This window comes from Streptomyces stoeckheimensis, assembly GCF_045822005.1.
GTDB lineage: Bacteria > Actinomycetota > Actinomycetes > Streptomycetales > Streptomycetaceae > Streptomyces > Streptomyces stoeckheimensis.
Genome location: NZ_CP169550.1, coordinates 6,808,431 through 6,831,233 on the forward strand (window position 1 = coordinate 6,808,431; position 22,803 = coordinate 6,831,233).

18 protein-coding genes, 1 pseudogene and 1 riboswitch are annotated in these 22,803 nt (G+C 74.2%); of the genes and pseudogenes, 7 read left to right on the forward strand and 12 right to left on the reverse strand.

Translation table 11 applies throughout. The annotated features are described in order from the left end of the window. The first annotated feature begins 4 nt into the window (after positions 1 to 4). Together ACE1OC_RS30850 and ACE1OC_RS30855 are read left to right on the forward strand one after the other, a co-directional pair. Positions 5 to 715: a DsbA family oxidoreductase gene (locus ACE1OC_RS30850; protein WP_407839759.1), complete on the forward strand. Its 711-nt coding sequence runs from the start codon at positions 5 to 7 to the stop codon at positions 713 to 715. An 83-nt stretch (positions 716 to 798) separates the two neighbouring features. Beyond that, positions 799 to 1,863: an aminotransferase class V-fold PLP-dependent enzyme gene (locus tag ACE1OC_RS30855; protein ID WP_407839760.1), complete on the forward strand. Its 1,065-nt coding sequence runs from the start codon at positions 799 to 801 to the stop codon at positions 1,861 to 1,863. 98 nt (positions 1,864 to 1,961) lie between these two features. Here the strand turns inward: ACE1OC_RS30855 and ACE1OC_RS30860 are convergent, their stop codons facing one another. Continuing rightward, complete coding sequence (locus ACE1OC_RS30860) at positions 1,962 to 3,050, reverse strand: pyridoxal-phosphate-dependent aminotransferase family protein (protein ID WP_407839761.1); 1,089 nt, start codon at positions 3,048 to 3,050, stop codon at positions 1,962 to 1,964. Positions 3,051 to 3,147: 97 nt separating this feature from the next. Between ACE1OC_RS30860 and ACE1OC_RS30865 the strand changes: the two genes are divergently transcribed. Beyond that, positions 3,148 to 4,263 carry an amidohydrolase family protein gene (locus ACE1OC_RS30865; RefSeq protein WP_407839762.1) on the forward strand — a complete coding sequence of 372 codons (1,116 nt, stop codon included), beginning with the start codon at positions 3,148 to 3,150 and terminating at the stop codon, positions 4,261 to 4,263. Positions 4,264 to 4,568: 305 nt separating this feature from the next. Then, a complete protein-coding gene (locus ACE1OC_RS30870; RefSeq protein WP_407839763.1) occupies positions 4,569 to 5,492 on the forward strand; it encodes an SCO1860 family LAETG-anchored protein in 924 nt (307 codons plus the stop codon). Between the two features lie 21 nt (positions 5,493 to 5,513). Here the strand turns inward: ACE1OC_RS30870 and ACE1OC_RS30875 are convergent, their stop codons facing one another. Both ACE1OC_RS30875 and cobC read right to left on the reverse strand, forming a co-directional pair. Next, positions 5,514 to 6,752, reverse strand: a complete 1,239-nt coding sequence (locus tag ACE1OC_RS30875) for a CapA family protein (protein WP_407839764.1) — start codon at positions 6,750 to 6,752, stop codon at positions 5,514 to 5,516. Positions 6,753 to 6,866: 114 nt separating this feature from the next. Next, positions 6,867 to 8,282: an Rv2231c family pyridoxal phosphate-dependent protein CobC gene (gene cobC / locus ACE1OC_RS30880; RefSeq protein ID WP_407841727.1), complete on the reverse strand. Its 1,416-nt coding sequence runs from the start codon at positions 8,280 to 8,282 to the stop codon at positions 6,867 to 6,869. Positions 8,283 to 8,443: 161 nt separating this feature from the next. Between cobC and ACE1OC_RS30885 the strand changes: the two genes are divergently transcribed. Then, complete coding sequence (locus ACE1OC_RS30885) at positions 8,444 to 9,190, forward strand: ZIP family metal transporter (RefSeq protein ID WP_407841728.1); 747 nt, start codon at positions 8,444 to 8,446, stop codon at positions 9,188 to 9,190. A 26-nt stretch (positions 9,191 to 9,216) separates the two neighbouring features. Here ACE1OC_RS30885 and ACE1OC_RS30890 read toward each other — a convergent pair whose 3' ends face one another. The 7 genes from ACE1OC_RS30890 to ACE1OC_RS30920 form a co-directional block, all read right to left on the reverse strand. Beyond that, a complete protein-coding gene (locus tag ACE1OC_RS30890; protein ID WP_407839765.1) occupies positions 9,217 to 10,644 on the reverse strand; it encodes a cobyrinate a,c-diamide synthase in 1,428 nt (475 codons plus the stop codon). Then, the gene (cobO, locus tag ACE1OC_RS30895) at positions 10,638 to 11,237 is read right to left on the reverse strand and encodes a cob(I)yrinic acid a,c-diamide adenosyltransferase (RefSeq protein ID WP_250742265.1); all 600 of its coding nucleotides are present in this window, start codon (positions 11,235 to 11,237) and stop codon (positions 10,638 to 10,640) included. The genes ACE1OC_RS30890 and cobO overlap by 7 nt, the downstream gene beginning before the upstream one ends. Beyond that, positions 11,237 to 13,336, reverse strand: coding sequence for a putative cobaltochelatase (locus ACE1OC_RS30900; protein WP_407839766.1), 2,100 nt, complete (start codon positions 13,334 to 13,336; stop codon positions 11,237 to 11,239). Before ACE1OC_RS30900 ends, cobO begins: the two co-directional genes overlap by 1 nt. Before the next feature lie 349 nt (positions 13,337 to 13,685). Beyond that, on the reverse strand, positions 13,686 to 15,209 hold the full coding sequence (locus tag ACE1OC_RS30905; protein WP_407839767.1) for a cobyric acid synthase: 1,524 nt from the start codon (positions 15,207 to 15,209) through the stop codon (positions 13,686 to 13,688). Further along, entirely contained in the window at positions 15,206 to 16,183 is a 978-nt protein-coding gene (locus tag ACE1OC_RS30910) for a cobalamin biosynthesis protein (protein WP_407839768.1), read from the reverse strand. Before ACE1OC_RS30910 ends, ACE1OC_RS30905 begins: the two co-directional genes overlap by 4 nt. 58 nt (positions 16,184 to 16,241) lie before the next feature. Then, a riboswitch (cobalamin riboswitch) is annotated at positions 16,242 to 16,333 on the reverse strand. A 164-nt stretch (positions 16,334 to 16,497) separates the two neighbouring features. Beyond that, complete coding sequence (locus tag ACE1OC_RS30915; protein WP_243338472.1) at positions 16,498 to 16,719, reverse strand: hypothetical protein; 222 nt, start codon at positions 16,717 to 16,719, stop codon at positions 16,498 to 16,500. Between the two features lie 28 nt (positions 16,720 to 16,747). Beyond that, the gene (locus ACE1OC_RS30920; RefSeq protein ID WP_407839769.1) at positions 16,748 to 18,016 is read right to left on the reverse strand and encodes an inorganic phosphate transporter; all 1,269 of its coding nucleotides are present in this window, start codon (positions 18,014 to 18,016) and stop codon (positions 16,748 to 16,750) included. A 322-nt stretch (positions 18,017 to 18,338) separates the two neighbouring features. Between ACE1OC_RS30920 and ACE1OC_RS30925 the strand changes: the two are divergent. Beyond that, positions 18,339 to 19,489: pseudogene (locus ACE1OC_RS30925) on the forward strand (alpha/beta hydrolase family protein). Between the two features lie 153 nt (positions 19,490 to 19,642). Further along, positions 19,643 to 21,166 carry a hypothetical protein gene (locus tag ACE1OC_RS30930; protein ID WP_407839770.1) on the forward strand — a complete coding sequence of 508 codons (1,524 nt, stop codon included), beginning with the start codon at positions 19,643 to 19,645 and terminating at the stop codon, positions 21,164 to 21,166. Between the two features lie 48 nt (positions 21,167 to 21,214). On the opposite strand, the gene ACE1OC_RS30935 is transcribed toward ACE1OC_RS30930, so the two are convergent. Beyond that, positions 21,215 to 21,610, reverse strand: a complete 396-nt coding sequence (locus tag ACE1OC_RS30935; protein ID WP_250742259.1) for a VOC family protein — start codon at positions 21,608 to 21,610, stop codon at positions 21,215 to 21,217. A gap of 70 nt (positions 21,611 to 21,680) precedes the next feature. Next, the gene (locus ACE1OC_RS30940) at positions 21,681 to 22,571 is read right to left on the reverse strand and encodes a neutral zinc metallopeptidase (RefSeq protein ID WP_407839771.1); all 891 of its coding nucleotides are present in this window, start codon (positions 22,569 to 22,571) and stop codon (positions 21,681 to 21,683) included. Positions 22,572 to 22,803 lie beyond the last annotated feature (232 nt).

The window sequence follows — 22,803 nt, forward strand, 5'->3', positions numbered from 1 at the left end:
GAACATGCGCGTCGAGATCTGGAGCGACATCGCCTGCCCGTGGTGCTACATCGGCAAGGCCCGGTTCGCCAAGGGGCTGGCCGGCTTCGCACACCGCGAGGAGGTCGAGGTGGTCTACCGCTCCTTCGAGCTCGACCCGAACGGCCCCAAGGGCCAGGTGGCACCCGTCCTGGAGATGCTGGCCAAGAAGTACGGCCGCACCCTCGACGAGGCCCGCGGCATGGAGGAGCACGTCGCCGCGAGCGCCCGCGCCGAGGGGCTGACGTACCGCACGGAGGGCCGTGACCACGGCAACACCTTCGACATCCACCGCCTGCTGCACCTCGCCGCCGACCGCGGCCGCCAGGAAGAGCTGCTCGACCTCGCCTACCGCGCCAACTTCGGCGAGGAGCGCTCCGTGTTCGATCCCGAGGTGCTGGTCGCGCTCGCGGTCGAGGCCGGACTCGACGAGGGGGAGGTCCGGGCGGTGCTGGGCGACGAGTCCGCGTACGCCGCCGAGGTGCGGGCCGACGAGCGCGAAGCGGCCGAGCTGGGCGCGAACGCCGTGCCGTTCTTCGTGCTCGACCGCCGCTTCGGCATCTCCGGAGGGCAGCCCGCGGAGGTGTTCACGCAGGCGCTGGAGCAGGCCTGGGCGGGCCGCGAGGTCCTCGCCCCCGGCGCCCCCGAGGGCGAGGCCTGCGAGCCCGACGGGGCGTGCGCGGTGCCGAGCCCCTAAGGCTCGGCCATAAGTACTCCTTTGGCGTGGTGCGGGAAACCAGGCAATGGACTTTGGGTTGGTCCTGGCGCAGAGTGAAGGGCATGGACCTGCTTGCGCCCGAGACCGTCCGCGACGAGTTCGCGCACTCCCTCACCTATCTCAACACCGCCAACTACGGGACCCTCCCGCGAGCCGCCGTCGCCGAGGTGCGGCGGCTCGCGGAGGCGGCGGGGTCCGGACTCCCTCAAGGCTTCGGTGACTTCGGCCGCGTCGAACAGGTCCGCGCGTCGTTCGCCCGCCTCGTCGGGGTCCCCGCGGACCGCGTGGCCGTCGGCTCGGCCGTCTCCACCCACGTCGGCCTGATCTCCGCCTCCCTCCCGGCCGGATCCGAAGTCCTGTGCCCGGAGGGAGAGTTCGCCTCGGTGATCAACCCCTTCGTGGTCCGCGACGACCTCAAGGTCCGGTTCGCCCCGCTGGAGTCCCTCGCCGAAGCCGTCGGCCCGGACACCGCACTGGTCGCGCTGAGCGCCGTACAGTCCGCGGACGGGCGTACGGCGGACCTGGCGGCCGTCCGCGCCGCGACGACCGCGCACGGGGCGCGGATGCTGGTCGACGCCTCGCAGGCGGCCGGCTGGCTGCCCTTCGATGCGAGCCCCTACGACTACACGGTCACCGCCGGGTACAAGTGGCTGCTCGCCTCGCGCGGGGTCTCCTACCTCACGGTCTCGGAGGAGGCCCAGGACGCCGTGACCCCGGTGCACGCCGGCTGGGTGGCGCTCGCCGACATGTGGGACGCCATCTACGGCCCGCTGCGGGAACTGGCCCCTGGGGCCCGGCGCTTCGACGAGTCCCCGGCCTTCCTGGCCTACCACGCCGCCGAACCCTCGCTGGCCCTGCTGGAGCGGATCGGCATCGACGCCGTCCACGCCCACGACACCGCCCTGGCCGCCCACTACCGCGCCGGCCTCGCCCGCCTGGGCCACGAGCCCGTCCCGGGCCGGTCCCCGATCGTCTCGGTGCCGGGGCTGGCCGGCCGTCAGGGCGCCCTGCTCGCCGCGGGCATCTCCACGTCCGCCCGCGCGGGAACCTTGCGGGCCTCGTTCCACCTCTACAACACCGAGGCGGACGTGGACCGGCTGCTGAACCTCCTGGAGGGCCGATCCTGACGGGCTGATCCCGGACGGCCGGCCAGGCAATCGGCCGGGCAGCCGGCCGGGCAACCGGCCGGGCAACGCCCTGCCGGGCAGCCGCCCAGCCGTCCCGCTCAGGCCGAGGGCAGGGCCGCCGACCAGGCCGAGCCCGCCGCAGCGAGAGCCGCGGCCGGGTCCACCGACAGCGCCCCGGCCAGGGCCGTCAGGCCGGCGCCGACGGCGTCCGGGGAGGCTGCCGTGCCGTAGTGGTTGACCCGGACCATCTCCCGGGCCAGCGCCCCGCCGCCCGCGGCGAGGGGGGCCGCCGGATCCGCCGCGAGGGCCTTCGCCACCACCAGGGAGGCCTCCGGGACCCGCAGGGTGGTGGCCACCGGGGCCGCCGCCGCGTCGCGGCCGACGTACGGGGCGATGCCCAGCGCCGCCGCGCCCGCACGGGTCGCCGCCGCGGCGGCCGCATGGCGGGCCTCCACCGCGGTCAGGCCCTCGGCCGCGATGCGGTCCAGGCAGGCCTCCAGCGCGAGCATCTCCAGCTGCGCGGGTGCGTGCGGCAGCGCCGTGCGCCCGCCGTCGATCCAGCGCTCCTTCCAGTCCAGCAGGGAGAGGTACGAGCGGCGCGGCGCCGAGGCGTTCTCCGCGAAGCGGGCCCACGCACGGTCCGAGACGGACACCGCCGAGACCCCCGCCGGTCCGCCCATCGCCTTCTGCGCGCCGATCACGCACAGGTCCACGCCCCACGCGTCCGGCAGCAGCGGCTCCGCGCCCACCGAGGCCACCGCGTCCAGCATGAACAGCGCCCCGTGGGCCCGTACGGCCTCGCCGATCTCCGCAACCGGGTTGGTGTTCCCGGTGGCCGCCTCCGCGTGGACCAGGGAGACGAAGTCGATCTCCGGGTGCTCCGACAGGGCCCGGTCCACCTGCTCGGCGGACACGGCGGTGTCGAAGGGGACCTCCAGGTCCACGACGCGCGCCCCGCAGTCGCGCAGCCAGTTGCCGAAGGTGGTCCCGTAGGGGCCGGTCACCACGTTCAGCGCGGTCGAACCGGGCCGTGCGCCCGACCGGATGCATCCCTCCAGCGGCAGCAGCGCCTCGCCCTGGGTGATCACCACGTCGGCCCGGGTGCCGAGCAGCTCCGCGACCCCCCGCTCGATCGACGCGAAGCGCGCGGCGGTCAGGGGCGGAAGGTCCAGGAGGGGGTGGTTCACGGCGCGGCTCTCTTCGTTCTCTCGGTCTGGGCTCGTTCGTCCGGATACGTCCGGACCGGCCTGGAGAGCCTACCGAGCCCGCACATAGAGTGCCGCCATGAGCGACGAGGTCAACGGCGGCGGTACGAGGTCGGGTCTGCTGCACGTGAAGGGGCGGGTGCTGGTCGGGCCCGAGGAGGTCCGCGACGAGCTCTGGGTGGTCGGCGGCCGGATCTCCTACGAGCGCCCGCGCGGCGCCGGGGAGGTCACCGAGGTCACTGGGTGGGTCCTGCCCGGGCTGGTCGACGCGCACTGCCACGTGGGGCTCGACGCCCACGGGCCGGTGGACGCGGACACCGCCGAACGGCAGGCCCTGACCGACCGGGACGCCGGCACCCTCCTCATCCGCGATGCCGGATCCCCCTCCGACACCCGTTGGATCGACGACCGCGAGGACCTGCCGAAGATCATCCGGGCGGGCCGGCACATCGCCCGCACCCGCCGCTACATCCGCAACTTCGCCCACGAGATCGAGCCCGAGGACCTCGTCGCCTACGTGGCCCGCGAGGCGCGGCGGGGCGACGGCTGGGTCAAGCTGGTCGGGGACTGGATCGACCGCGAGGTCGGGGACCTGACCGCCTGCTGGCCGCGCGCCGAGGTCGAGGCCGCCATCGCCGAGGCCCACCGCCTCGGGGCGCGCGTCACCGCGCACTGCTTCGCCGAGGACTCCCTGCGGGATCTGGTCGAGGCGGGCATCGATTGCATCGAGCACGCCACGGGGCTCACCGAGGACACCATCCCGCTGTTCGCGGAGCGCGGGGTGGCCATCGTCCCGACCCTCGTGAACATCGCGACCTTCCCGAAGATGGCCGCGGGCGGCGAGGCCAAGTTCCCGCGGTGGTCGTCGCACATGCGCAGGCTGCACGAGCGGCGCTACGACACCGTCCGCGCCGCTTACGACGCGGGCATCGGGGTCTACGTCGGCACGGACGCGGGAGGTTCCCTCCCGCACGGCCTGGTCGCGGCCGAGGTCGGCGAGCTCGTCAAGGCGGGGATCCCGCCTCTGCAGGCCCTCTCGGCGACGGCCTGGGGCGCGCGCGAGTGGCTCGGCAGGCCCGGCCTGACCGAGGGCGCCCCGGCCGACCTCGTGGTCTACGAGGCCGATCCGCGGGCCGACGTACGGGCGCTGGCGGATCCGCTGCGGGTGGTGGTGAACGGAGCGGTGGTGGCCTGAGGTTCGCAGAGCCCATCAGGAGTGCCGGAGTTGACGGGGCGTGACGTTGGCGGCCGCGCGGTCGTTGTGTACGTCCGGCGCGGGCTCCGGTGGCCGAGATTCCCGGGATGGGAGGGAACTCCCGTTCCGGGTGAGGCGCATGTATTCGAACTTATGCCTGGAAACCACCCTTTGGGGTGAACTCACGTCGGGTTCACCCCCGTTCACTCTCAGTGCGTAAAGATTCCGGGGTCGAGGCCGTCGGCGCGCGCAATGTCCCCCATTGGCGGCGCGACGGCTCCCATCTCCCTGGGGGTTCCACCACCTTGAACAGCAACACCTTCCGCATGCCCGTGGCCGCGCTCGTCGCCACGGGAGCGGTTGCCCTGCTCGCCGCCCCGCCCGCCTTCGCCACCGGCTCCGCCGGTTCCACCGGATCCCACCCGGGGGCGGGCAAGGCCAGCGCCGTCGTCCTGCGCACCACCCTGGACGTGGGCCTGCTCAACAAGACCGTGCACGTCCCGCTGAACGCGACCCTCAACGAGGTCAGCGCCCCCGCGGACGCCTCGAAGACGGCGCTGACCGTCACCGTCGACGGCGTCGAGGGCGGGCAGCCGGTGAGCGTCCTGCGCGCCGACGTCGCCACCTCCAAGGCCACCGCCGACGCCGACCGCGCCGCGGCGGAGGCGAACCTCGCCAAGGCCAGGATCCACGTACCGGGCCTGCCCCTGCTGTCCCTGATCGAGGTGGAGAAGGTCACCTCCAAGGCCGTCTGCGAGGCGGGCGAGAAGCCGGTCGCGAGCTCCAACGTCCTGGGCACCGTGACCGTCCTGGGCAAGAAGGTCACCCTCTCGGCGGGCGGCCCCACCAAGGTGGAGGTGCCCAAGGTCGGCCTGGTGGCCCTGGAACTCTCCACCACCCAGACCACCTCCACCACGGCCGCCGCGACCGCGCTGCGCCTCAAGGTGTCGGTGAACCCGCTCGACCTGAACGTCGCCGAGGTCGACGGGGAGATCGTGCTCGCCGAGGCCCGCTGCGAGTCCCCGGCCGCCCCCGCCCCCTCCGCCAGTGCGTCGAAGCTGCCCGACGTCAAGCCCCAGACGGCCACCACGGGCGGCTCCGGGTCCCAGGCCGGCCTCGCCGAAACCGGAGGCGGCTCGCTCACCCCGTACGTGACCGGCGGTGCGCTGATCCTGCTCGGCTTCGGCGCCGCCGCGCTGGTCGTCACCCGGCGCGGCAGGGCCTCGTAGGGCCGGGGCCGTCCCTCTGACCTACCGCGTCGCGCGCGTCAGCCCCTGCTCCCCGGCGCCGCGTGACATCACGGCCTTCGTCACCTCGCGGTCGGCGGCGGCGTACGTGCCGTCGGCGGAGGAGGCGGCGGCCTCGCAGGAGGTGCAGACGACGCGGAACGGCGGCCGCATGTCCGAGAACTGCGTGAGGTACTCGGCCTTCACCACCTCCCAGCGGCCCGGGTGGGCCGCCGCCGGGGCGAAGGTGAAGCGGGGGATCGAGGACATGTTGCCGCGGGCCTTCTCGGCCTCGTAGAAGCTGGCGACCTGGTCGCCCATGCCGTAGACCACCCAGGTGCCGTTGACCTTCTCGTACGGCTGCGGCACGTGGTTGTGGGTGCCGAGGATCAGGTCGATGTCGGGGAGGCCGTCGGCCCCGCGCGAGGCGGTCAGCGCCTGGGCCAGCTCCAACTGCTGCTTGTCCGGGGCCGTCTGCCACTCGGAGCCCCAGTGGAGGCTGAGGACGACGACGTTCGCGCCGGCCGCGCGCGCGGCGCGGGCGTCGGCGACGATCCGCGCCGGGTCGATCAGGTTCACGGCCCAGGGCTTGCCGTCGGGGAGCGGGACGCCGTTCGTCCCGTACGTGTAGTCCAGTTGCGCGACCTTGGCCCCACCGGCCTCGACCACGGCCGGGGCCTTGGCCTCCTCGGCGCCGCGGGCCGATCCGACGTGCCGGATGCCGACGCGGTCGAGGTGGTCGAGGACGCGGACGAGGCCGTCGTACCCGTCGTCCAGGGTGTGGTTCGAGGCGGTCGAGCAGCTGTCGTAGCCGGTGTCCGCGAGGGCGTCGGCCAGTTGGTGCGGGGCCTTGAAGAGGGGATATCCGGTGTAGGGGCCGCCGGGCCGGCCGTACGGTATCTCGTGGTGGCATATCGCCAGGTCGGCGGCGGAGACGACGGGCTTGACCCCGGCGAGTATCTTCCGGAAGTCGTAGCCGCCCTTCTCCGCGGAGTCGTCGGCGGCACGCTGGATGATCGACGGGTACGGGATGATGTCGCCGGTGCCGACGAGCGTGAACGGCTTCCCGCCCGCCACGGCCGAGGCCGTGGCTCCGGATGCGGCGTCGCGGCTCGGACTCGCGGCCGCCCCCGGCTTCGCCCCCAGCCGCTGCTTCGCCGCCGCCCCGCCGTCCTCGCCGGCCAGCTGCGTCACCCCGTAGACGGCGCCTCCCACCGCGGCCAGTCCGGCCACGGCCGCACCTATCTTGCCGACCCTCTTCATCCCCGTACCCCCGGTGTCGCATGGTCACTACCTGCGGAAATAGTCGCGCACCGGTACGGGCACCGCCATGCGCGACCCGCGCAAACGCGCCATTGGAGTGCCTTCGGCTCGGGGTCAGCGCGCGGCGAGGGCCTGGTCGAGCGCCTGGAGGAGGCGGCCCGTCGTCGCGCGGTCGCGGACCGCCAGCCGGAGCCAGGAGCGGTCCAGCCCCGGGAAGGTGTCGCCGCGGCGCACGGCGAAGCCCAGCGCGCGCAGCCGGGTGCGGATCTCCGCCGCGCCCTCGACCCGGATCAGCACGAACGGCCCCTCCGCCGTACCCGCCACCGAGATCTCCTCGAACTCCGCGAGCCCCGCCAGGAGGTGCTCCCGGTCCACCGCGATCTGCCGGGCCGCGGCCTCCGCCTCGGCCAGCGCCGCGGGAGCCACACACGCCTCGGCCGCCACCAGCGCGGGCGTGGACACCGGCCACAGCGGCTGCGCCGCCGCCAGCTTCGCGATCACCCCGGGCTCGGCCAGCACGTAACCGATGCGCAGCCCGGCCAGGCCCCAGGTCTTGGTCAGGCTGCGCAGCACGACCAGGCCCGGCACGTCCGTCCGCCCGGCCAGCGCCTCGCGTTCGCCGGGGACCGCGTCCATGAAGGCCTCGTCGACCACCAGGATCCGGCCGGGCCGGGCCAGCGCGGCCAGGGTCGCCGCCGGGTGCAGCACCGAGGTCGGGTTGGTCGGGTTCCCGACCACCACGAGGTCGGCCTCCTCCGGTACCGCCGCCGGGTCCAGCCGGAAACCGTCCTCGGCCCGCAGCACCACCCGCTCCACCCGGTGGCCCGCGTCCCGCAGGGCCGCCTCCGGCTCGGTGAACTGCGGATGCACCACCACGGGCCGTTCGGCGCCCAGCGCCCGCGCGATCAGTACGAACGCCTCCGCGGCCCCCGCGGTCAGCAGGACCCGCTCGACCGGCAGCCCGTGGCGAAGGGCCACGGCCGCGCGGGCGGGGCGGCCGTCGGGGTACGCGGACAGGACGTCGAGCGAAGCCGCGATCCGGTCCTTCAGCCACTGCGGCGGCGTGTGGGACCGTACGTTCACCGCGAGATCGACCAGCCCCGCGCCCGCGTCCGCGACCTCGGCGTCCCCGTGGTGGCGCAGATCGTGCGTGTGGGCCGTGGCGACGGCGCAGGTCGCCGCCACCGACCGCCGCTTGGGCACGAGGAGTTCCCCGCCCCCGGCGAGCGCGGCGGCCTCCGCCACCGACGCGGTGCCGGCGGCCTCCCGGGCGGCGTCCGAGGGGTGCGGTACCGGGATCGCGGCCAGGCGCTCGGCGGGGTAGCTGAGCAGGGGGACGCCGAAACGTTCCGCCGCACCGGCGATCCCCGCCTCCAGGGCCTTCCCCTCCACGGTGGCCAGGGCCGTCACCGAACCGGACTCCAGTCCGGCACCGCGCAGGGTCTCCTCCACCAGGGCGCAGACCTCCGCCACGGACACGCCCGCGCGGCCACCGACCCCGACGACCAGTTGCGTCGCGTACTCGCCCAACAGGTTCACCCGTTCTCCGTCGTCGTGTTCGTGGTGCTGCTCGTGCTCGTGGACCGCGTGCGCGGGGACCGCGCGCACGGCGGCCGGGCCGTCAACCGGCCGTGGTCCGCCACCCGGACCCGGACGTGCGCGGGCGGCGCGGAGTCGGTATGCAGGGGCACATGGCCGTGATCGTGGCGTTGGGTGCGTTCCTGATGACCCTGGCAGGCGGATGGACGGCGCAGCGCGTCACCGACCGCCGCCACCTCGTGCTGGGCCTGGCCGGCGGGCTGATGCTCGGCGTCGTGGGCCTCGACCTGCTCCCGGAGGCCATGCACGCCGCCGGCGACGAGGTGTTCGGCGTCCCGCTGGCCCTGCTGCTCTTCGTCGGAGGGTTCCTCGCCGCGCACTGCGTGGAACGCCTCCTGGCGGTCCGCCAGGCCTCCCACGGGGCCACGAACGGCGAGGGGCACCCGGACCACGGGAAGAGGGTCCCCCAGGTCGGCCTGACGGCGGCCGCCGCCATGGTCGGCCACAGCCTCGCCGACGGGGTGGCCCTCGGCGCCGCGTTCCAGGTCGGCGGGGGGATGGGCGTGGCCGTGGCACTGGCCGTCATCACCCACGACTTCGCCGACGGGTTCAACACCTACACCCTCACCCGGCTGTACGGGAACGACCGCCGCAAGGCCCTGCTCATGCTCTTCGCGGACGCGGCCGCCCCCGTCGTGGGCGCCGCGTCCACCATGCTGTTCACCCTTCCGGAGGAACCGCTCGGGGCCTACCTCGGCTTCTTCGGAGGCGTCCTGCTGTACCTGGCCGCCGCCGAGATCCTGCCCGAGGCCCACCACAAGCACCCCGCGCTGTCCACCCTGATGTGCACCGTCGGCGGGGTGGCGGGGATCTGGCTGGTCGTGGGCCTGGCGGAGTGACGCGGCCGGCCCCGGGCGTCTCCGGTTCACCGATGCGCTGCCGCGGCCTCGGCGAACCGCAGGGCCACGGAAGGCTCCGCCGCCCAGTGCGTGTGCAGGTAGCTGGCGTGCACACCGCCGGCGACGAACCCCTCGACCCGGCGTTCCGGATGCGTGAAGCCCCAGGCCGGCGCGGCACCGGCACCCGGCTCGATCACCGTCCGGTGGAACTCGTGCCCGCGCAGCCGGGTCCCGGCCGGTGCCAGGACGCTGTCGGAGACGGCGACCGCCTCGCGGTAGCCGAGCGTGAGCCGCTCCGACATCCGCGCGTCGGCGTCGAGCACCCCGCACATGGGCTTGCCGTCCAGCGAACGGGCGAGGTAGAGCAGCCCGGCGCACTCGGCCGCCACCGGGCCGCCGGCGGCGGCGAAGGCAGCGACGGCCTTGCGCAGCGGCTCGTTCGCGGATAGCTCGGGCGCGTACACCTCGGGGAACCCGCCGCCGATCACCAGGCCGGTGGTGTGATCGGGGAGCGCCTCGTCCCGGAGGGGATCGAAGGTGACCACCTCCGCTCCGGCGGCGGTGAGCAGCTCCGCGTGCTCGGCGTACGAGAACGTGAAGGCGGCCCCTCCTGCGACGGCGATGACGGGTGCGGCGCCGCCGCTGGGGCTCCGCCCCGGACCCCGCGCCTCAAACGCCGGCGAAGCTGGATTTCGCCGCTGCGCGGCATTCTCCAGCCCGTCCGGCGTCCATGCTTCGCACGTCAGCGGCGGGGCCGTGCGGGCCAAGGCCATCAGGGCCTCCAGGTCGCAGCCCGCGCGGACCTGGTCCGCCAGGGCGGCCACCGACGACACCGCGTCGGCCCGCCGCTCGGCGACCGGCACCAGCCCCAGGTGCCGCGAGGGCGCGGCCACCTGCGGAGCACGCCGCAGGACGCCGAGGACCGGCATCCCCGCTTCCTCCAGCGCCTCCCGCAGCATCACCTCGTGCCGGTCGGAGCCCACCTTGTTCAGGATCACGCCGCCGAGGCGCACCTGCGGGTCGAAGGAGGCGAAACCGTGCACCAGCGCCGCCACCGACCGCGACTGCGAGGACGCGTCGACGACCAGCACCACCGGCGCCCGGAGCAGCTTCGCGACCTGCGCCGTCGACGCCAGTTCGCCCCGCCCCGCGGCCCCGTCGTAGAGCCCCATCACGCCTTCGATGACGGCCAGATCGCATCCGGCCGCCCCGTGCGCGAACAGCGGAGCCACCAGCTCGGGCCCGCACATGAAGGCGTCCAGGTTGCGCCCGGGCCGGCCCGTGGCCAGCGCGTGGTAGCCCGGGTCGATGTAGTCGGGCCCGGCCTTGTGCGGGGACACGGCGAGGCCGCGCTCCGAGAAGGCCGCCATCAGGCCCGTCGCCACGGTGGTCTTGCCGCTGCCGGAGGAGGGCGCGGCGATGACCAGTCTCGGTACGTTGAACGAGGTCACCACTCGATGCCCTTCTGGCCCTTCTGGCCGGTGTCCATCGGGTGCTTGACCTTGGTCATCTCGGTGACGAGGTCCGCGAACTCCACCAGCTTCTCCGGTGCGTTGCGCCCGGTGATCACCACGTGCTGCGTCCCGGGACGGTTGCGCAGCACCTCGACGACCTCGTCGACGTCGATCCAGCCCCAGTGCATCGGGTACGCGAACTCGTCCAGCACGTACAGCTTGTGCGTCTCGGCGGCCAGGTCGCGCTTGACCTGCTCCCAGCCCTCCTTGGCCGCCTGCTCGTTGTCGAGCTGGGCGTCGCGCTGGACCCAGGACCAGCCCTCGCCCATCTTGTGCCAGACGACGGAGCCGCCCTCGCCGGAGGCGCCGAGCACCTTCAGCGCGTTCTCCTCGCCGACCTTCCACTTCGCCGACTTGACGAACTGGAACACCCCGATCGGCCAGCCCTGGTTCCAGGCGCGCAGCGCCAGACCGAAGGCCGCCGTCGACTTGCCCTTACCCGGCCCCGTGTGGACGAAGACGAGCGGGCGGTTGCGGCGCTGACGCGTCGTGAGTCCGTCGTCCGGAACGACGGACGGCTGTCCCTGCGGCATTACGCGGCCCTCCTGAGGGTCGGGGATGGGGTACGTACGTTCTTCACGAGCCCGGCCAGCGAATCGGCCCGCAGCCCGTCGAGGGTGACGGCCGGGCCGCCCAGATCGGCGGCCAGGGCTCCGGCCAGCCCGAGCCGGACCGGCCCCGACTCGCAGTCCACGACCACGGAGGCGACCCCGCCGGCCGCCAGCAGCCGGGCACTGCGCGCCGAGAGCTCGCGCGGGTCACCGCCCACGGACCCGGCCGAGGTGGCCCGTCCGTCGGTGACGACCACGAGCAGCGGGCGCCGGCTCGGGTCCCGCAGCCGTTCGATCCGCAGCACCTCGTGGGCCTTGAGCAGGCCGGCGGCGAGCGGGGTGCGGCCGCCGGTCGGCAGGTTCTCCAGCCGGGTCGCGGCGGCGTCGACGGAGGAGGTGGGCGGCAGGGCGAGCTCGGCCGAGGAGCCCCGGAAGGTGATCAGGCCGACCTTGTCCCGGCGCTGGTAGGCGTCGAGCAGCAGGGACAGCACCGCCCCTTTGACCGCGCTCATCCGCTGCCGGGCCGCCATGGAACCGGAGGCGTCGACGAGGAACAGGACGAGGTTGCCCTCGCGGCCCTCGCGGGTCGCCTGCCTCAGGTCGTCCTTGCGGACGACCAGCCCGCGTCCGGTGCGCCCGCGCGCCTTCTGGTGCGGGGCGGCGGCGTGGACGGTCGCCGCCAGGTGCAGTTTGGTCAGCTGGCCCCGGGGGCGCTGGGCGCCGGTGGTGCGGCCGTGCGCGGTGCGGGCGCGCGACCGCCGGCCCGACGCGCCCTCGCCGAGGCCCGGGACGCTGAGCATCTTGGTGCGGAACGGCTCGGCGGCCCGTACGGGTGCCTGCTCGGCCGGACCGGCCGCCGCCTCGCTCTCCTGGGCGGAGGGCTGGGTCTCGGGCCGCTGCTCGGGCTCGGCCGGGGCCTCCGGCTCGGCCTCGGGCGCGTCCGGTGCGGAGCCCTGCGGGGGTACGCCGCCCCCGCCGTCGGGGCCGCCGCCGTCCGGGCCGTCGTCCTGCGGTCCCTCGCCCGGACCCTCCGGTTCCGGCTCCGGCTCCGGCTCGGGCTCCGGCTCGTCGTCGGGGAACCCGTCCAGGATCCGGTCCAGCTTCTCCTCGTCGAGGCCGGGGGCGTCGAAGGGGTTGCGGCGGCGCCGGTGGGGGAGCGCCAGCAGGGCGGCCTGCCGCACGTCCTCCTTGCGCACCTCGGTCCGCCCGGCCCAGGCGGCGAGCGCGGTCGCGGTACGGGCCATCACGATGTCGGCGCGCATGCCGTCGACCTCGAAACCGGCGCAGGTCGCCGCGATCTGCAGCAGCGAGGTGTCGCCGAGGCGCACCTGCGGGAGCAGCTCCCGCGCGGCCACCACCCGGGCGCGCACCTCCTCCTCGTCCGCGGACCAGCGGCCCGCGAACCCCGCGGGATCGTCCTCGTAGGCGAGCCGGCGACGCACCACCTCGACCCGCTGCAGGGGCTCGCGGGAGGCGGCGACCTCGACGGTGAGCCCGAACCGGTCGAGCAGCTGCGGGCGGAGCTCGCCCTCCTCGGGGTTCATCGTGCCGACGAGGAGGAAACGGGCGGCGTGCCGTACGGAGACGCCCTCGCGCTCGACGTAGGAGGCGCCCATCGCGGCGGCGTCGAGGAGCAGGTCGATGAGGTGGTCGTGGAGCAGGTTGACCTCGTCGACGTACAGGATCCCGCGGTGCGCGTCGGCCAGCAGGCCGGGCTCGAAGGCCTTCACGCCTTCGGCGAGGGCGCGTTCGATGTCGAGGGCGCCGACGAGCCGGTCCTCGGAGGCGCCGACGGGCAGCTCCACCATCCGGGCGGGCCGCGCGGTGGCCGGTCCCGGCTCGTGGGGGCCGTCGGGGCAGGCGGGGTCCGGGGCGGTGGGCGCGCAGCTGAACCGGCAGCCGGGGACCACGTCCACCTGCGGCAGCAGGGTGGACAGGGCGCGGACGGCGGTGGACTTGGCGGTCCCCTTCTCACCGCGCACGAGCACACCGCCGACCGCGGGGCTCACGGCGTTGAGCAGCAGCGCGAGGCGCAGGTCGGTCTGGCCGACCAGTGCGGTGAACGGGTAGGGCGTGCTCATGCGGTGGCCCCTTCTTGGGCGTGTGTACGGATACGCGTGCGCGGGCGGGCATGGACGGCGCGGCCGGGCTGCGGGGTGCCGCTGCGCGGGGCTGGTCCCCTACCCGCCCTTCCACCGTTCCCCGGGCTCCGCCCGGACCCGGTCCTCAAACGCCGGACGGGCTGGATTTCCCAACCCCCGGCGGTCACGGGCCGGCCGACGCCGGCCAAATCCAGCCCCTCCGGCGTTTGAGGAGCGGGGGTCCGGGGGCTGGCCCCCGGGTACGGCGCCGCACATCGGAGGGGTCCGGGCGCAGCCCGGGGAACGGTGGAAGGGTGGGTCGGGGACGGCCCCCGCAGGGACGGGGACGTCACGGCGCACCGGGCGGGAGGAAGGGGAGGCCCGACGGGGCTCCGGTCTCGATCAGGCGGAGCAGGGCGTCCGTGTCCGCGTGTTCCTCGATCAGGTCGCCGAGCAGGTCGAGCTGCTCCTCCCGCAGGGAGGAGAACGACGTGTCCGGGGCCGGGACGAAGCGGCGGCTCGCGGCCGAGGCGACCTCGCGGAGGAAGGCCCGCCGGAAGCCGTCCGACTCCAGCGAGCCGTGCCAGTGGGTGCCCCACACCGCTCCGACCCGGCACCCGTCCAGGAAGGGGGTCCCGCCCAGGACTTCGGCCACGCCGTGATGGATCTCGTAGCCGGAGACCTCCTCGCCCAGCGCCGAACCCACCGGCCGCGCCAGGGTCTTCTCCCGCTCGAAGCGGACCCGGACGGGAAGGAGCCCGAGCCCCGGCACGGAGCCGGCCTTCGACTCGACCTCGTCCTCGATGTGTTCGCCGAGGAGCTGGAACCCGCCGCAGATGCCCAGGACCGGCCGGCCCTCGGCGGCCCGCCGGGCCAGCGCGTCCGCGAGCCCGCGCTCGCGCAGCCAGGCCAGGGCCTTGACCGTGCCGCGGGTGCCGGGGACGACGACCAGGTCCGCGTCGGCCAGTTCCTCGGCCCGGTCCACGAACCGCACGACCACGCCCGGCTCCGCCGCGAGCGCGTCGACGTCCGTGAAGTTGGACATCAGCGGCACCGCGCAGACCGCGACCCGCAGCACGTCCTCGCCCACGGGCGGGGCGACCACGGATTCCCGTACGGCACCCCGCAAGGAGACCCGCAGGCCGTCCTCCTCGTCGATGCCCAGCCCGTGCTGGAAGGGGAGCACCCCGTACGTCGCCCGCCCGGTCAGGCCGCGCAGCATCTCCATGCCCGGTTCCAGCAGGGTGACGTCGCCGCGGAACTTGTTGACCAGGTAGCCCGCGATCAGCGACTGGTCCTCGGGCGAGAGCAGCGCCGTCGTCCCGAAGAAGGACGCGAAGACCCCGCCCCGGTCGATGTCGCCGACGACGACCACCGGGAAGCGCGCGGCCCGCGCGATGCCCATGTTCACGATGTCGGTCCGGCGCAGGTTGATCTCGGCCGGGCTGCCCGCCCCCTCGCAGATCACGGCGTCATACGTGCCCCGCAACTGCTCCAGGCAGTCCGTGACGATGCCGAGCAACTGCTCCTGCCTGCCCCCGTGGTAGCCGCGCGCGCTCATCTCGCCCACCGGCTTGCCCAGCAGCACCACCTGGCTGCTCCGGTCACTGCCGGGCTTGAGCAGCACCGGGTTCATCAGCGCGGTGGGCTCCACGCGGGCCGCCTGGGCCTGCATGGCCTGCGCGCGGCCGATCTCGGCGCCCTCCCTCGTCACGAAGGAGTTCAGGGACATGTTCTGGGCCTTGAACGGGGCCACCTTCACGCCCTGCCGGGCCAGCCACCGGCAGATGCCCGCCGTGACCACGCTCTTGCCCGCGTCCGAGGTCGTACCGGCGACGAGGAGGCCCCCGCCGCGCTTCGCGCCGCCGCTCATGCGCGCCGCCCCTTCTCCGTAGTGCGGGCGACCAGCGCCCGGGAGACCAGCGTCCGGGCGGCCACACAGGCCCCCAGCGCCACCCACGTCACCCGGCGCGACAGCCGCACCGCTCGTTCGATGTCCGCGACCTCCACGGGCCGCCCGGCCGCGCCGTTGAGCACGGCCCGGTGTTCGACCCGGCCCGCGTACGCCAGGGTTCCGCCCAGCCGTACGCCGAGCGCCCCGGCGAAGGAGGACTCCACGGGGCCCGCGTTGGGGCTCGGGTGCTTGGCGGCGTCCGCGCGCCAGGCCCGTACGGCTCCCCGCCGGTCGGGCCCGGCCAGTACGGCGGCCAGCGCCGTCAGCCGGGCGCCCGGCCAGCCGGCCACGTCGTCGAGCCGGGCCGAGGCCCAGCCGTAGCGCAGGTGGCGGGGGGACTTGTGGCCGACCATCGCGTCCAGGGTGTTCACGGCGCGGAAGGCCAGCAGCCCGGGGACGCCGGCGACGGCGCCCCACACCAGGGCCCCGACCACGGCGTCGGAGGTGTTCTCGGCGACCGATTCGACGACCGCGCGGGCCATCTGCTGCTCGTCCAGCGCCTGCGGGTCGCGCCCGCACAGGTGGGGCAGCCGCTCGCGGGCCACCTCGGCGTCCCCGGCGGCGAGCGCGCCGCCGATGGCGCGGGCCTCGCGGCCCAGCGAGGTGCCGCCCACGACGGCCCAGGTGGCGGCGGCGGTGAGGGCGATGCGGGCGGCCGCGGGCCGGGAGCGCACGGCGCGGGCGCCCAGCGCGCCGACGGCGGCCGCGCCTCCGGCGCAGAGCAGGGTGTGCAGGGCGCCCCGCGCGCGGTCGTCGCGCCACAGGGCACGTTCGACGGCGGCGGCGGCTCGTCCGAAGGCGGCCACGGGGTGCCCTCGGCGCGGATCCCCGAGGATCCGGTCGCCGATCAGGCCCGCCGTGACGCCGTACGCGAAGACGCGATCGGCACGCATGGTGGCAGGTATGTCCTCACTCAGGGTCCGCGCCCTGGTTCGACGTGTCCGGCGGCGAGAGTTCCTGGCTCCCGGCCGCACCCCGGCCGGAGGGCCGAGCGCGCCGGTGACAGTGGCGGGACCGCGCCGGATTCGCACCGGACTTCCTCTCCATGCCGCCGTAATGGCTCGGGCAGTCCACCACGCAGCGCGAAGGCCCGTCAACTCGCCGTTGACCTGCGGCGGGGTGGCGGGGGAGGCGGCTCCGGGCATGCGAAAGCTCCCTGCGGGACGAACCCGGAGGGAGCCTTCGTACGGGGCGTGGTGTCCGTCGCCTAGGCGACGATCAGGTAGATCCCGTAGGCCACGGCCGCCGCGCAGAGCGCGAAGCAGGCGTACGCACCGCTGCGGGCCAGGGTGGCGGCGCCGCCCTGTTCGGTGGCGGCCTCGTGCTTGGAGAGTCCCATCAGGCCCAGGGTGAACAGGGTCACCAGGACGACGGTGGCGGAGAGGCTGACCCCGAAGACGGAGCCGAGTGCTTCCCAGTCGATCTTCATACCGCTGAATCCTCTGTCGTTCTCGGGGTCAGACGGCCGCGGCCGGAGCCGCGGGAGTCGTCGTCGCGGCCGGGATGGTGGCCTTCAGTTCCTCGTCCGTCACCGCGGCGGTGCTGCCGGCGGCAGCGGCGGTCGGCGGGACGCTGACGGCAGCGATGGCCGTGGTGACCACGCCCGGCTCCTCGGCGTCGGCCGTGGCGACCTCGTTGACGTTGGTGTGGTCGACGACCTGGCGGCGCGAGATCAGCCAGATGGCGACGCAGGAGCCGACCAGGAAGACCGTGACGGCGCCGACGCCGATGTCCCCGGTGCGCATGACCAGCTCGGCACCGGCGGCCACCAGGGCCGCGGCCGGGAGGGTCAGGCCCCAGGCGATGAACATGCGGGTGGCGGTGGACCAGCGGACCACGCCGCCCTTGCGTCCCAGACCCGAACCCATGACGGCGCCGGAGCACGCGTGGGTGGTGGAGAGGGAGAAGCCGAGGGAGGAGGAGGCCAGGATGACGCTGGCGGCCGAGGTCTGGGCGGCGAAGCCCTGCTGCGGCTGCAGGTCGGTCAGGCCGCTGCCCATGGTGCGGATGATGCGCCAGCCGCCCAGGTAGGTGCCCATCGCGATGGCCAGACCGGCGGAGACGATGACCCAGACCGGCGGGTTGGAGCCGGGAGCGATGGCACCGCCGGCGACGAGCGCCAGGGTGATGATGCCCATCGTCTTCTGCGCGTCGTTGGTGCCGTGAGCCAGCGAGACCAGACCGGCGGAAGCGATCTGGCCGGCGCGGTAGCCCTTGGCCGAGGTCTTCTCGCCCATGCCCTTGCCGACCTTGTACGTGACCTTCGTGGCCAGGTACGCGGCGAAACCGGCGACCAGCGGCGCGGCGATCGCGGGGATCAGCACCTTGGTGACGACGACGCTGCCGTTGACGGCGCCCATGCCGGCGGAGGCCACGGCCGCACCGATCAGGCCGCCCATCAGGGCGTGCGAGGAGCTGGAGGGCAGTCCGACCAGCCAGGTGACGAGGTTCCAGAGGATCGCGCCGACCAAGGCGGCGAAGATGACCTCCGGCTGGATGCCTTCCTCGTTGACCAGTCCCTTGGAGATCGTCTTGGCGACCTCCACGGACATGAAAGCGCCGACGAGGTTGAGCACGGCGGACATCGCCACCGCGGTCTTGGGCTTGAGGGCGCCGGTCGAGATGGTGGTGGCCATCGCGTTGGCCGTGTCGTGAAAACCGTTCGTGAAATCGAACACGAGAGCGGTGATGATCACGATCCCGAGGAGAAGCGTTATGTGCTCCATTTACCCAGGCTTCTGTTTGACGTCAGTGGTTCGTGGACCGTAGGCAACCTGGATGAACGGAAGGTGAACTGCCAGGGTTCATGTGGTGTATCGGCACGGCACCCGATCGGGACCTTCGTCCCGGGAGGGGCGTTGATATGTCGATTAATGCATGTCACGGCGGGGTGTCCGCACGTTTCGGGGAGGGACTTCCGGTAGGTGCTCCCGTTCACCCGGGACCCCCGAAGAGACCTAGATCACCTCCCGTTCCACCCCTCCCGGCCTCCGGGCGGAACGATTCCCTCCGGTGGCCCGCCGCCCCGTCCGCCTCGACACTGGAGCGGTGCGTACCGCTACCGCGACGGCAGCCGCCGTCACCACGACCCTGCTCGGCGCCGGCGCGGCCGCCGTCACCGCCGTCACGGCCGCCGCGCTCGCCGGCCGGTACGCCGCCGACGCGGCCCTGCGGACCGAGCCCGGCCGCCCGCTCCCCGGCAGCCCCCGCCTCACCGTCCACTCCACCGCGGCCGGCCGGTCGAGCTGACCCGCTCGCTCGCCTCCCTGCGCCCCGGCACCTACGGGCTCACCGCCCCCGGCGTGCACGCCGTGATCGGGTCCGTCCTTCCCGACGCCCCGCACGGCCCCGACACGGTGGTGCGCAGGCTCGTCGCCGTCACCCACGGCAGCCTCGACCCCGGAACCCGCGTCACCCTCACCCCCCAGGTCCACCTGGGCAACCCCGGTACCGCCCTCGGGCTGGACCACGCCGACGTGGACGTCCCCGGCGAGCTCGGCGCGCTGCCCGCCTGGTTCCTGCCCGGGGCCCGCGACACCTGGGTGATCACCGTCCACGGGCTCGGGGCCACCCGCGAGCACCCGATGGTGGTCATGCCCTTCCTCCACCGCAACAAGCTCCCCGTCCTGGACCTCGGCTACCGCGGCGACCTCGGCGCCCCCGAGTCGCCGGACGGCCTCGGCCACCTCGGCGAGTCCGAATGGCGCGATCTCGACGCCGCCATCCGCTACGCCCTGCGCTACGGCGCCCGCCGCGTGGTCCTGCACGGCTGGTCGACCGGCGCCACCATGGCCCTGCACGCCGTGGAGCGCTCGGCGCTGGCCGACCGGATCTCCGGGCTGGTCCTCGACTCGCCCGTCCTGGACTGGCACGCCACCCTGCGCGCCCTCGCCGCCGCGCGCCGCACCCCGGCCCCCCTGCTCCCGTTCGCCGTCAAGGCGGCCGAGGGCCGTGCGGGCCTGCGCGCCGACCGGCGGGCTCCGGGGGCGGATCCGGCCGCACTGAAGGTCCCCGTCCTGATCTTCCACGGCCCCGACGATGCGCTCGCCCCCTGGGAGCCCTCGCGCCGGCTCGCCGCGGCCCGACCCGACCTCGTCACCCTGCACTCCGTTTCCGACGCGGCCCACGGAGCCATGTGGAACGCCGACCCGGCCGCCTACGAAGAGGCGCTGCGCCGCTTCCTGACCCCTTTCATGTGAAGCGCCGGGTGACGGACCGTCGGACGAGCTGTCCGAAGAGTGTGGGGTGGACGGGGTAGAGAGGGTAGTTTGTCGCGTTCTGTCCCCGAGGTGTCTTGTGGCAATGGCCGGTTCCGTTTGGGCTTTCGGCCAGTGACGGGCGAGACTGCTCACGTGACGTCCCGAAAGCCTGATGAGCAGTTGGCTCGCGACTCCAGACTCCGACTCGTCGCCCCGCGGTCCGTGGCCACGGCCCGCAAGGCGGTGACCGACCGGCGCACCCGGACCGCCCCGCGGCCTCCGGCGGGTACTCCCGCCACGGCCGACCTCGCGAACAGGGCCCGCGCCTCCCTCGCCGACGCGGTACGGCTCGCCCGCTGGGCCGAGCTCCACCTCGGCGGCGCGGACGGTGCCGGGCCCGCCCCGGCGGGCGCCCTGCCCGCCGCCGACGCCGAACGCGCCGCCGCTCAGCTGAGCCTGACACCGGGCCAGATCCGCGTCGGCTGGGACCGCGCCCGGCTCGCCGGCCTCATCGAGATGCACGGCGGGCACGCCCGTCCGGGCTGGCGCCTGCGCGCCTGGGACCGGGACGACACCGCCGTCCTGCGCGGCTGGGTCGCGCTCTTCGACGCGTGGTCACTGGTGCACCCGGCCCCCGCCGACATCGCCCCCGCGGTCGTCGCCGAGGTGGTCGAGGCCATGCCCCAACTCCTCTCCCTGCTCCAGCTCTCCGCCGGGCCCGTGACCGTCCCCGATCTGCTGGACCTGCTCCGGCAGCGCGTCGAGGAACTGCGCGACGAGCGGTGCGAGGTCCCCTACGAGTCCACGGCGCAGGCGGAGTCCCCCTCCGCGGGCCCGACGGGCTCCGCGCCGACGGACTCCGCACCGTCCGGTCCCGCGCCGACGGACTCCGCACCGTCCGGTCCCACGCCGACGGACTCCGCGCCGGCCGGCCCCGCACCCGCCGCGCCGCCCGTCCCGCTCGCCCGGCTGCTGCGCTGGGCGCTCGGCGGGCTCGCCGCCGTGGACGCCGTCACCCTCGGCCCCGCCCGGGCCACCCTCACCCCGCTCGGGAGCTGGGCCGTCTGGGTCAAGCTGGAGCAGATCTGCGTCGCCGCGCAGAGCCCGGCCGGGAACATCGAGCAGTCCGCCGCCGCCATGCTCCACGGCTGCGCACGGCTCACCCCCGGCCCGGCCCGCGCCGAGTACCAGGCCTGGCTGGCCGCCCGGCCCGTCGGCCACGCGGTCTCCGAGCTGCTGCTCGCGGCCCGCGGCGAGGACGCCCTGCTGCGCGGGCTCGCCTTCGAGGCCCTGCGCGTGGTCGGAGCCCCCGCCGAGCCGGAGGTGCGCAAGGCCACCCGCGAGGCCGCGCTGCGCCCCTACGCCCTGCTCTGGCTCGCCGAGCACGACGGGGTCGACCCCGACGAGGCGCAGGACGTGCTCACCGCCGAGGAGCAGACCTGGCTCTGGGTGGACACCGCGGCCGCCATCGCCGACCACGGCGAGGCCGAGCTGCTCGCACGCCACCTGGACTCGGCGGTGCGGACCACGGTTCCGCGGCTGCTGGACGAGGTCCGCGCGGTCGGGCACCCCCGCACCGTGCAGGTGCTGGTCGCGCTCGCCGCCGCCCATCCCGATCCCGCCCTGGCCAAGGCGGTGCGCCGGGCCGCCTTCCAGGTGCACACCGGCGGCGCGTAGACGCCCTAGCGCCCCGTACGGGCGCCGTACGCGCCGCCGGGACTTCGGTCAGACCTGCGGCGCGTACGTCCCGAAGCTCCACACGTTGCCCTCGGCGTCGCGGGCCATGTAGTCCCGCGAGCCGTAGTCCTGGTCGGTCGGCTCCATCAGGATCTCCACGCCGTGCTCGGCGGCCCGGCGGTGGTGCGCGTCCACGTCGTCGACCAGTACGTAGACCCCGGTCGGGCCGGCCGACTCCATCGCCTTGTCGAAGGCGCTGCCGGTGCCCTTGCTGCCGAGCATCACCATGCCGTTCCCGTAGGACAGCTCGGCGTGCGCCACCGCGCCGTCCTCACCCTCGTACGCCGCGACCTGGGTGAAACCGAAGGCTTCCGTGAGCAGTTGGATGGCGGCCTTGGCATCGGTGTACAGCAGGGTCGGACAGATGGACGGAACGCCTGCCATGACGATCACTCCCTCTCGCGCCGTGGATGGATGGTGATCCACGTCACAGCATGACAGGCGCCGCCGACACTCAGCGGAAGGTGTTGCACTGGGCCATGTCGCCCGTGCGGTAGCCCTGGTAGAACCACTGCTGGCGCTGCTCGGCCGAGCCGTGCGTCCAGGACTCCGGGGACACCCGGCCCTGGAACTTCTCCTGGATCCGGTCGTCGCCGACCGCGGCCGCCGCGTCCAGGCCGTCCCGGATGTCCTGGTCGGTGAGGCTCGTGATGAGGGGCTTGCCCGTGGACTCGTCCGGGGTCTTCGTCGCGTTGTGGGCCCAGACGCCGGCGTAGCAGTCGGCCTGCAGCTCGACCCGTACCGCGTTGCTGTTCGCGCCCTGCCGGCCGTCCTGGGCCTTCTGCAGGGTGCCGGTCAGGTTCTGGATGTGGTGGCCGTACTCGTGGGCCACCACGTACGCCTGGGCGAAGGGGCCGCCGCTCGCGCCGAACTTGGTGCGGAGCTCGTTGAAGAAGCCCAGGTCCAGATAGACCTGCCGGTCACCGGGGCAGTAGAACGGGCCGACCGCCGAGGTGGCCGCCCCGCAGGCGGTGCCCACCTTGCCGGTGAAGAACACGGTCTGCGCCGGGGTGTACTGGGCGCCGCGCCTGGCGAACTCCTGCTTCCAGAAGTCCTGGGTGCTGTTGATCACCGCCACCAGCCGGCAGTCCTCCTTGGTGTTCGCGTCCTGCCCCGTCTTGCAGCTCTGCTGCACCTGGGCGGCGGAGGAGGAGGTCGCCGCGGGCTCGGGACTTCCGTCGGACAGTCCCAGCTGCTCCGGGCCCACCCCGAACAGCAGACCCATGATCAGCGCGATGAGCCCGATGATGCCGCCGCCGACCGTGGCCTTCCCGCCCGGGATGCGGCTGCCGCGTACGTCCTTGACCTCGGAAGTGTCCAGATTGGCGTTGTCGTCGAACTGCATCCCGCACCGCCCTCCATTCCTACCTGCCAGACGGAGGGGCGTGTACGTGTCGGCCCCTGCGGCGAGTATCAGCCCGTTCATCCTCATACGCCCCGCTGCCCGGAGGCGTGTTCCCTGGGCCGAACGGGGGACGCGGCGGTGCGGACGTCGCGGGTCCCGGGAGGGGCGGGCGGGCCCGAAAGTAGTTGCGCACCCCCGGTAGAATGACTCCCATGGCAAATCTCCTCGCGGA

Bases quoted from the DNA above. Each gene is read 5' to 3' on its own strand.
- ACE1OC_RS30940 (WP_407839771.1), bottom strand. From the start codon at position 22,571: ATGCAGTTCGACGACAACGCCAATCTGGACACTTCCGAGGTCAAGGAC.
- ACE1OC_RS30885 (WP_407841728.1), top strand. From the start codon at position 8,444: ATGGCCGTGATCGTGGCGTTGGGTGCGTTCCTGATGACCCTGGCAGGC.
- ACE1OC_RS30865 (WP_407839762.1), top strand. From the start codon at position 3,148: ATGAGCGACGAGGTCAACGGCGGCGGTACGAGGTCGGGTCTGCTGCAC.
- ACE1OC_RS30900 (WP_407839766.1), bottom strand. From the start codon at position 13,336: ATGAGCACGCCCTACCCGTTCACCGCACTGGTCGGCCAGACCGACCTG.
- ACE1OC_RS30920 (WP_407839769.1), bottom strand. From the start codon at position 18,016: ATGGAGCACATAACGCTTCTCCTCGGGATCGTGATCATCACCGCTCTC.
- ACE1OC_RS30850 (WP_407839759.1), top strand. From the start codon at position 5: ATGCGCGTCGAGATCTGGAGCGACATCGCCTGCCCGTGGTGCTACATC.
- ACE1OC_RS30935 (WP_250742259.1), bottom strand. From the start codon at position 21,610: ATGGCAGGCGTTCCGTCCATCTGTCCGACCCTGCTGTACACCGATGCC.
- ACE1OC_RS30905 (WP_407839767.1), bottom strand. From the start codon at position 15,209: ATGAGCGGCGGCGCGAAGCGCGGCGGGGGCCTCCTCGTCGCCGGTACG.
- ACE1OC_RS30855 (WP_407839760.1), top strand. From the start codon at position 799: ATGGACCTGCTTGCGCCCGAGACCGTCCGCGACGAGTTCGCGCACTCC.
- ACE1OC_RS30915 (WP_243338472.1), bottom strand. From the start codon at position 16,719: ATGAAGATCGACTGGGAAGCACTCGGCTCCGTCTTCGGGGTCAGCCTC.
- ACE1OC_RS30875 (WP_407839764.1), bottom strand. From the start codon at position 6,752: ATGAAGAGGGTCGGCAAGATAGGTGCGGCCGTGGCCGGACTGGCCGCG.
- cobO (WP_250742265.1), bottom strand. From the start codon at position 11,237: ATGCCGCAGGGACAGCCGTCCGTCGTTCCGGACGACGGACTCACGACG.
- ACE1OC_RS30910 (WP_407839768.1), bottom strand. From the start codon at position 16,183: ATGCGTGCCGATCGCGTCTTCGCGTACGGCGTCACGGCGGGCCTGATC.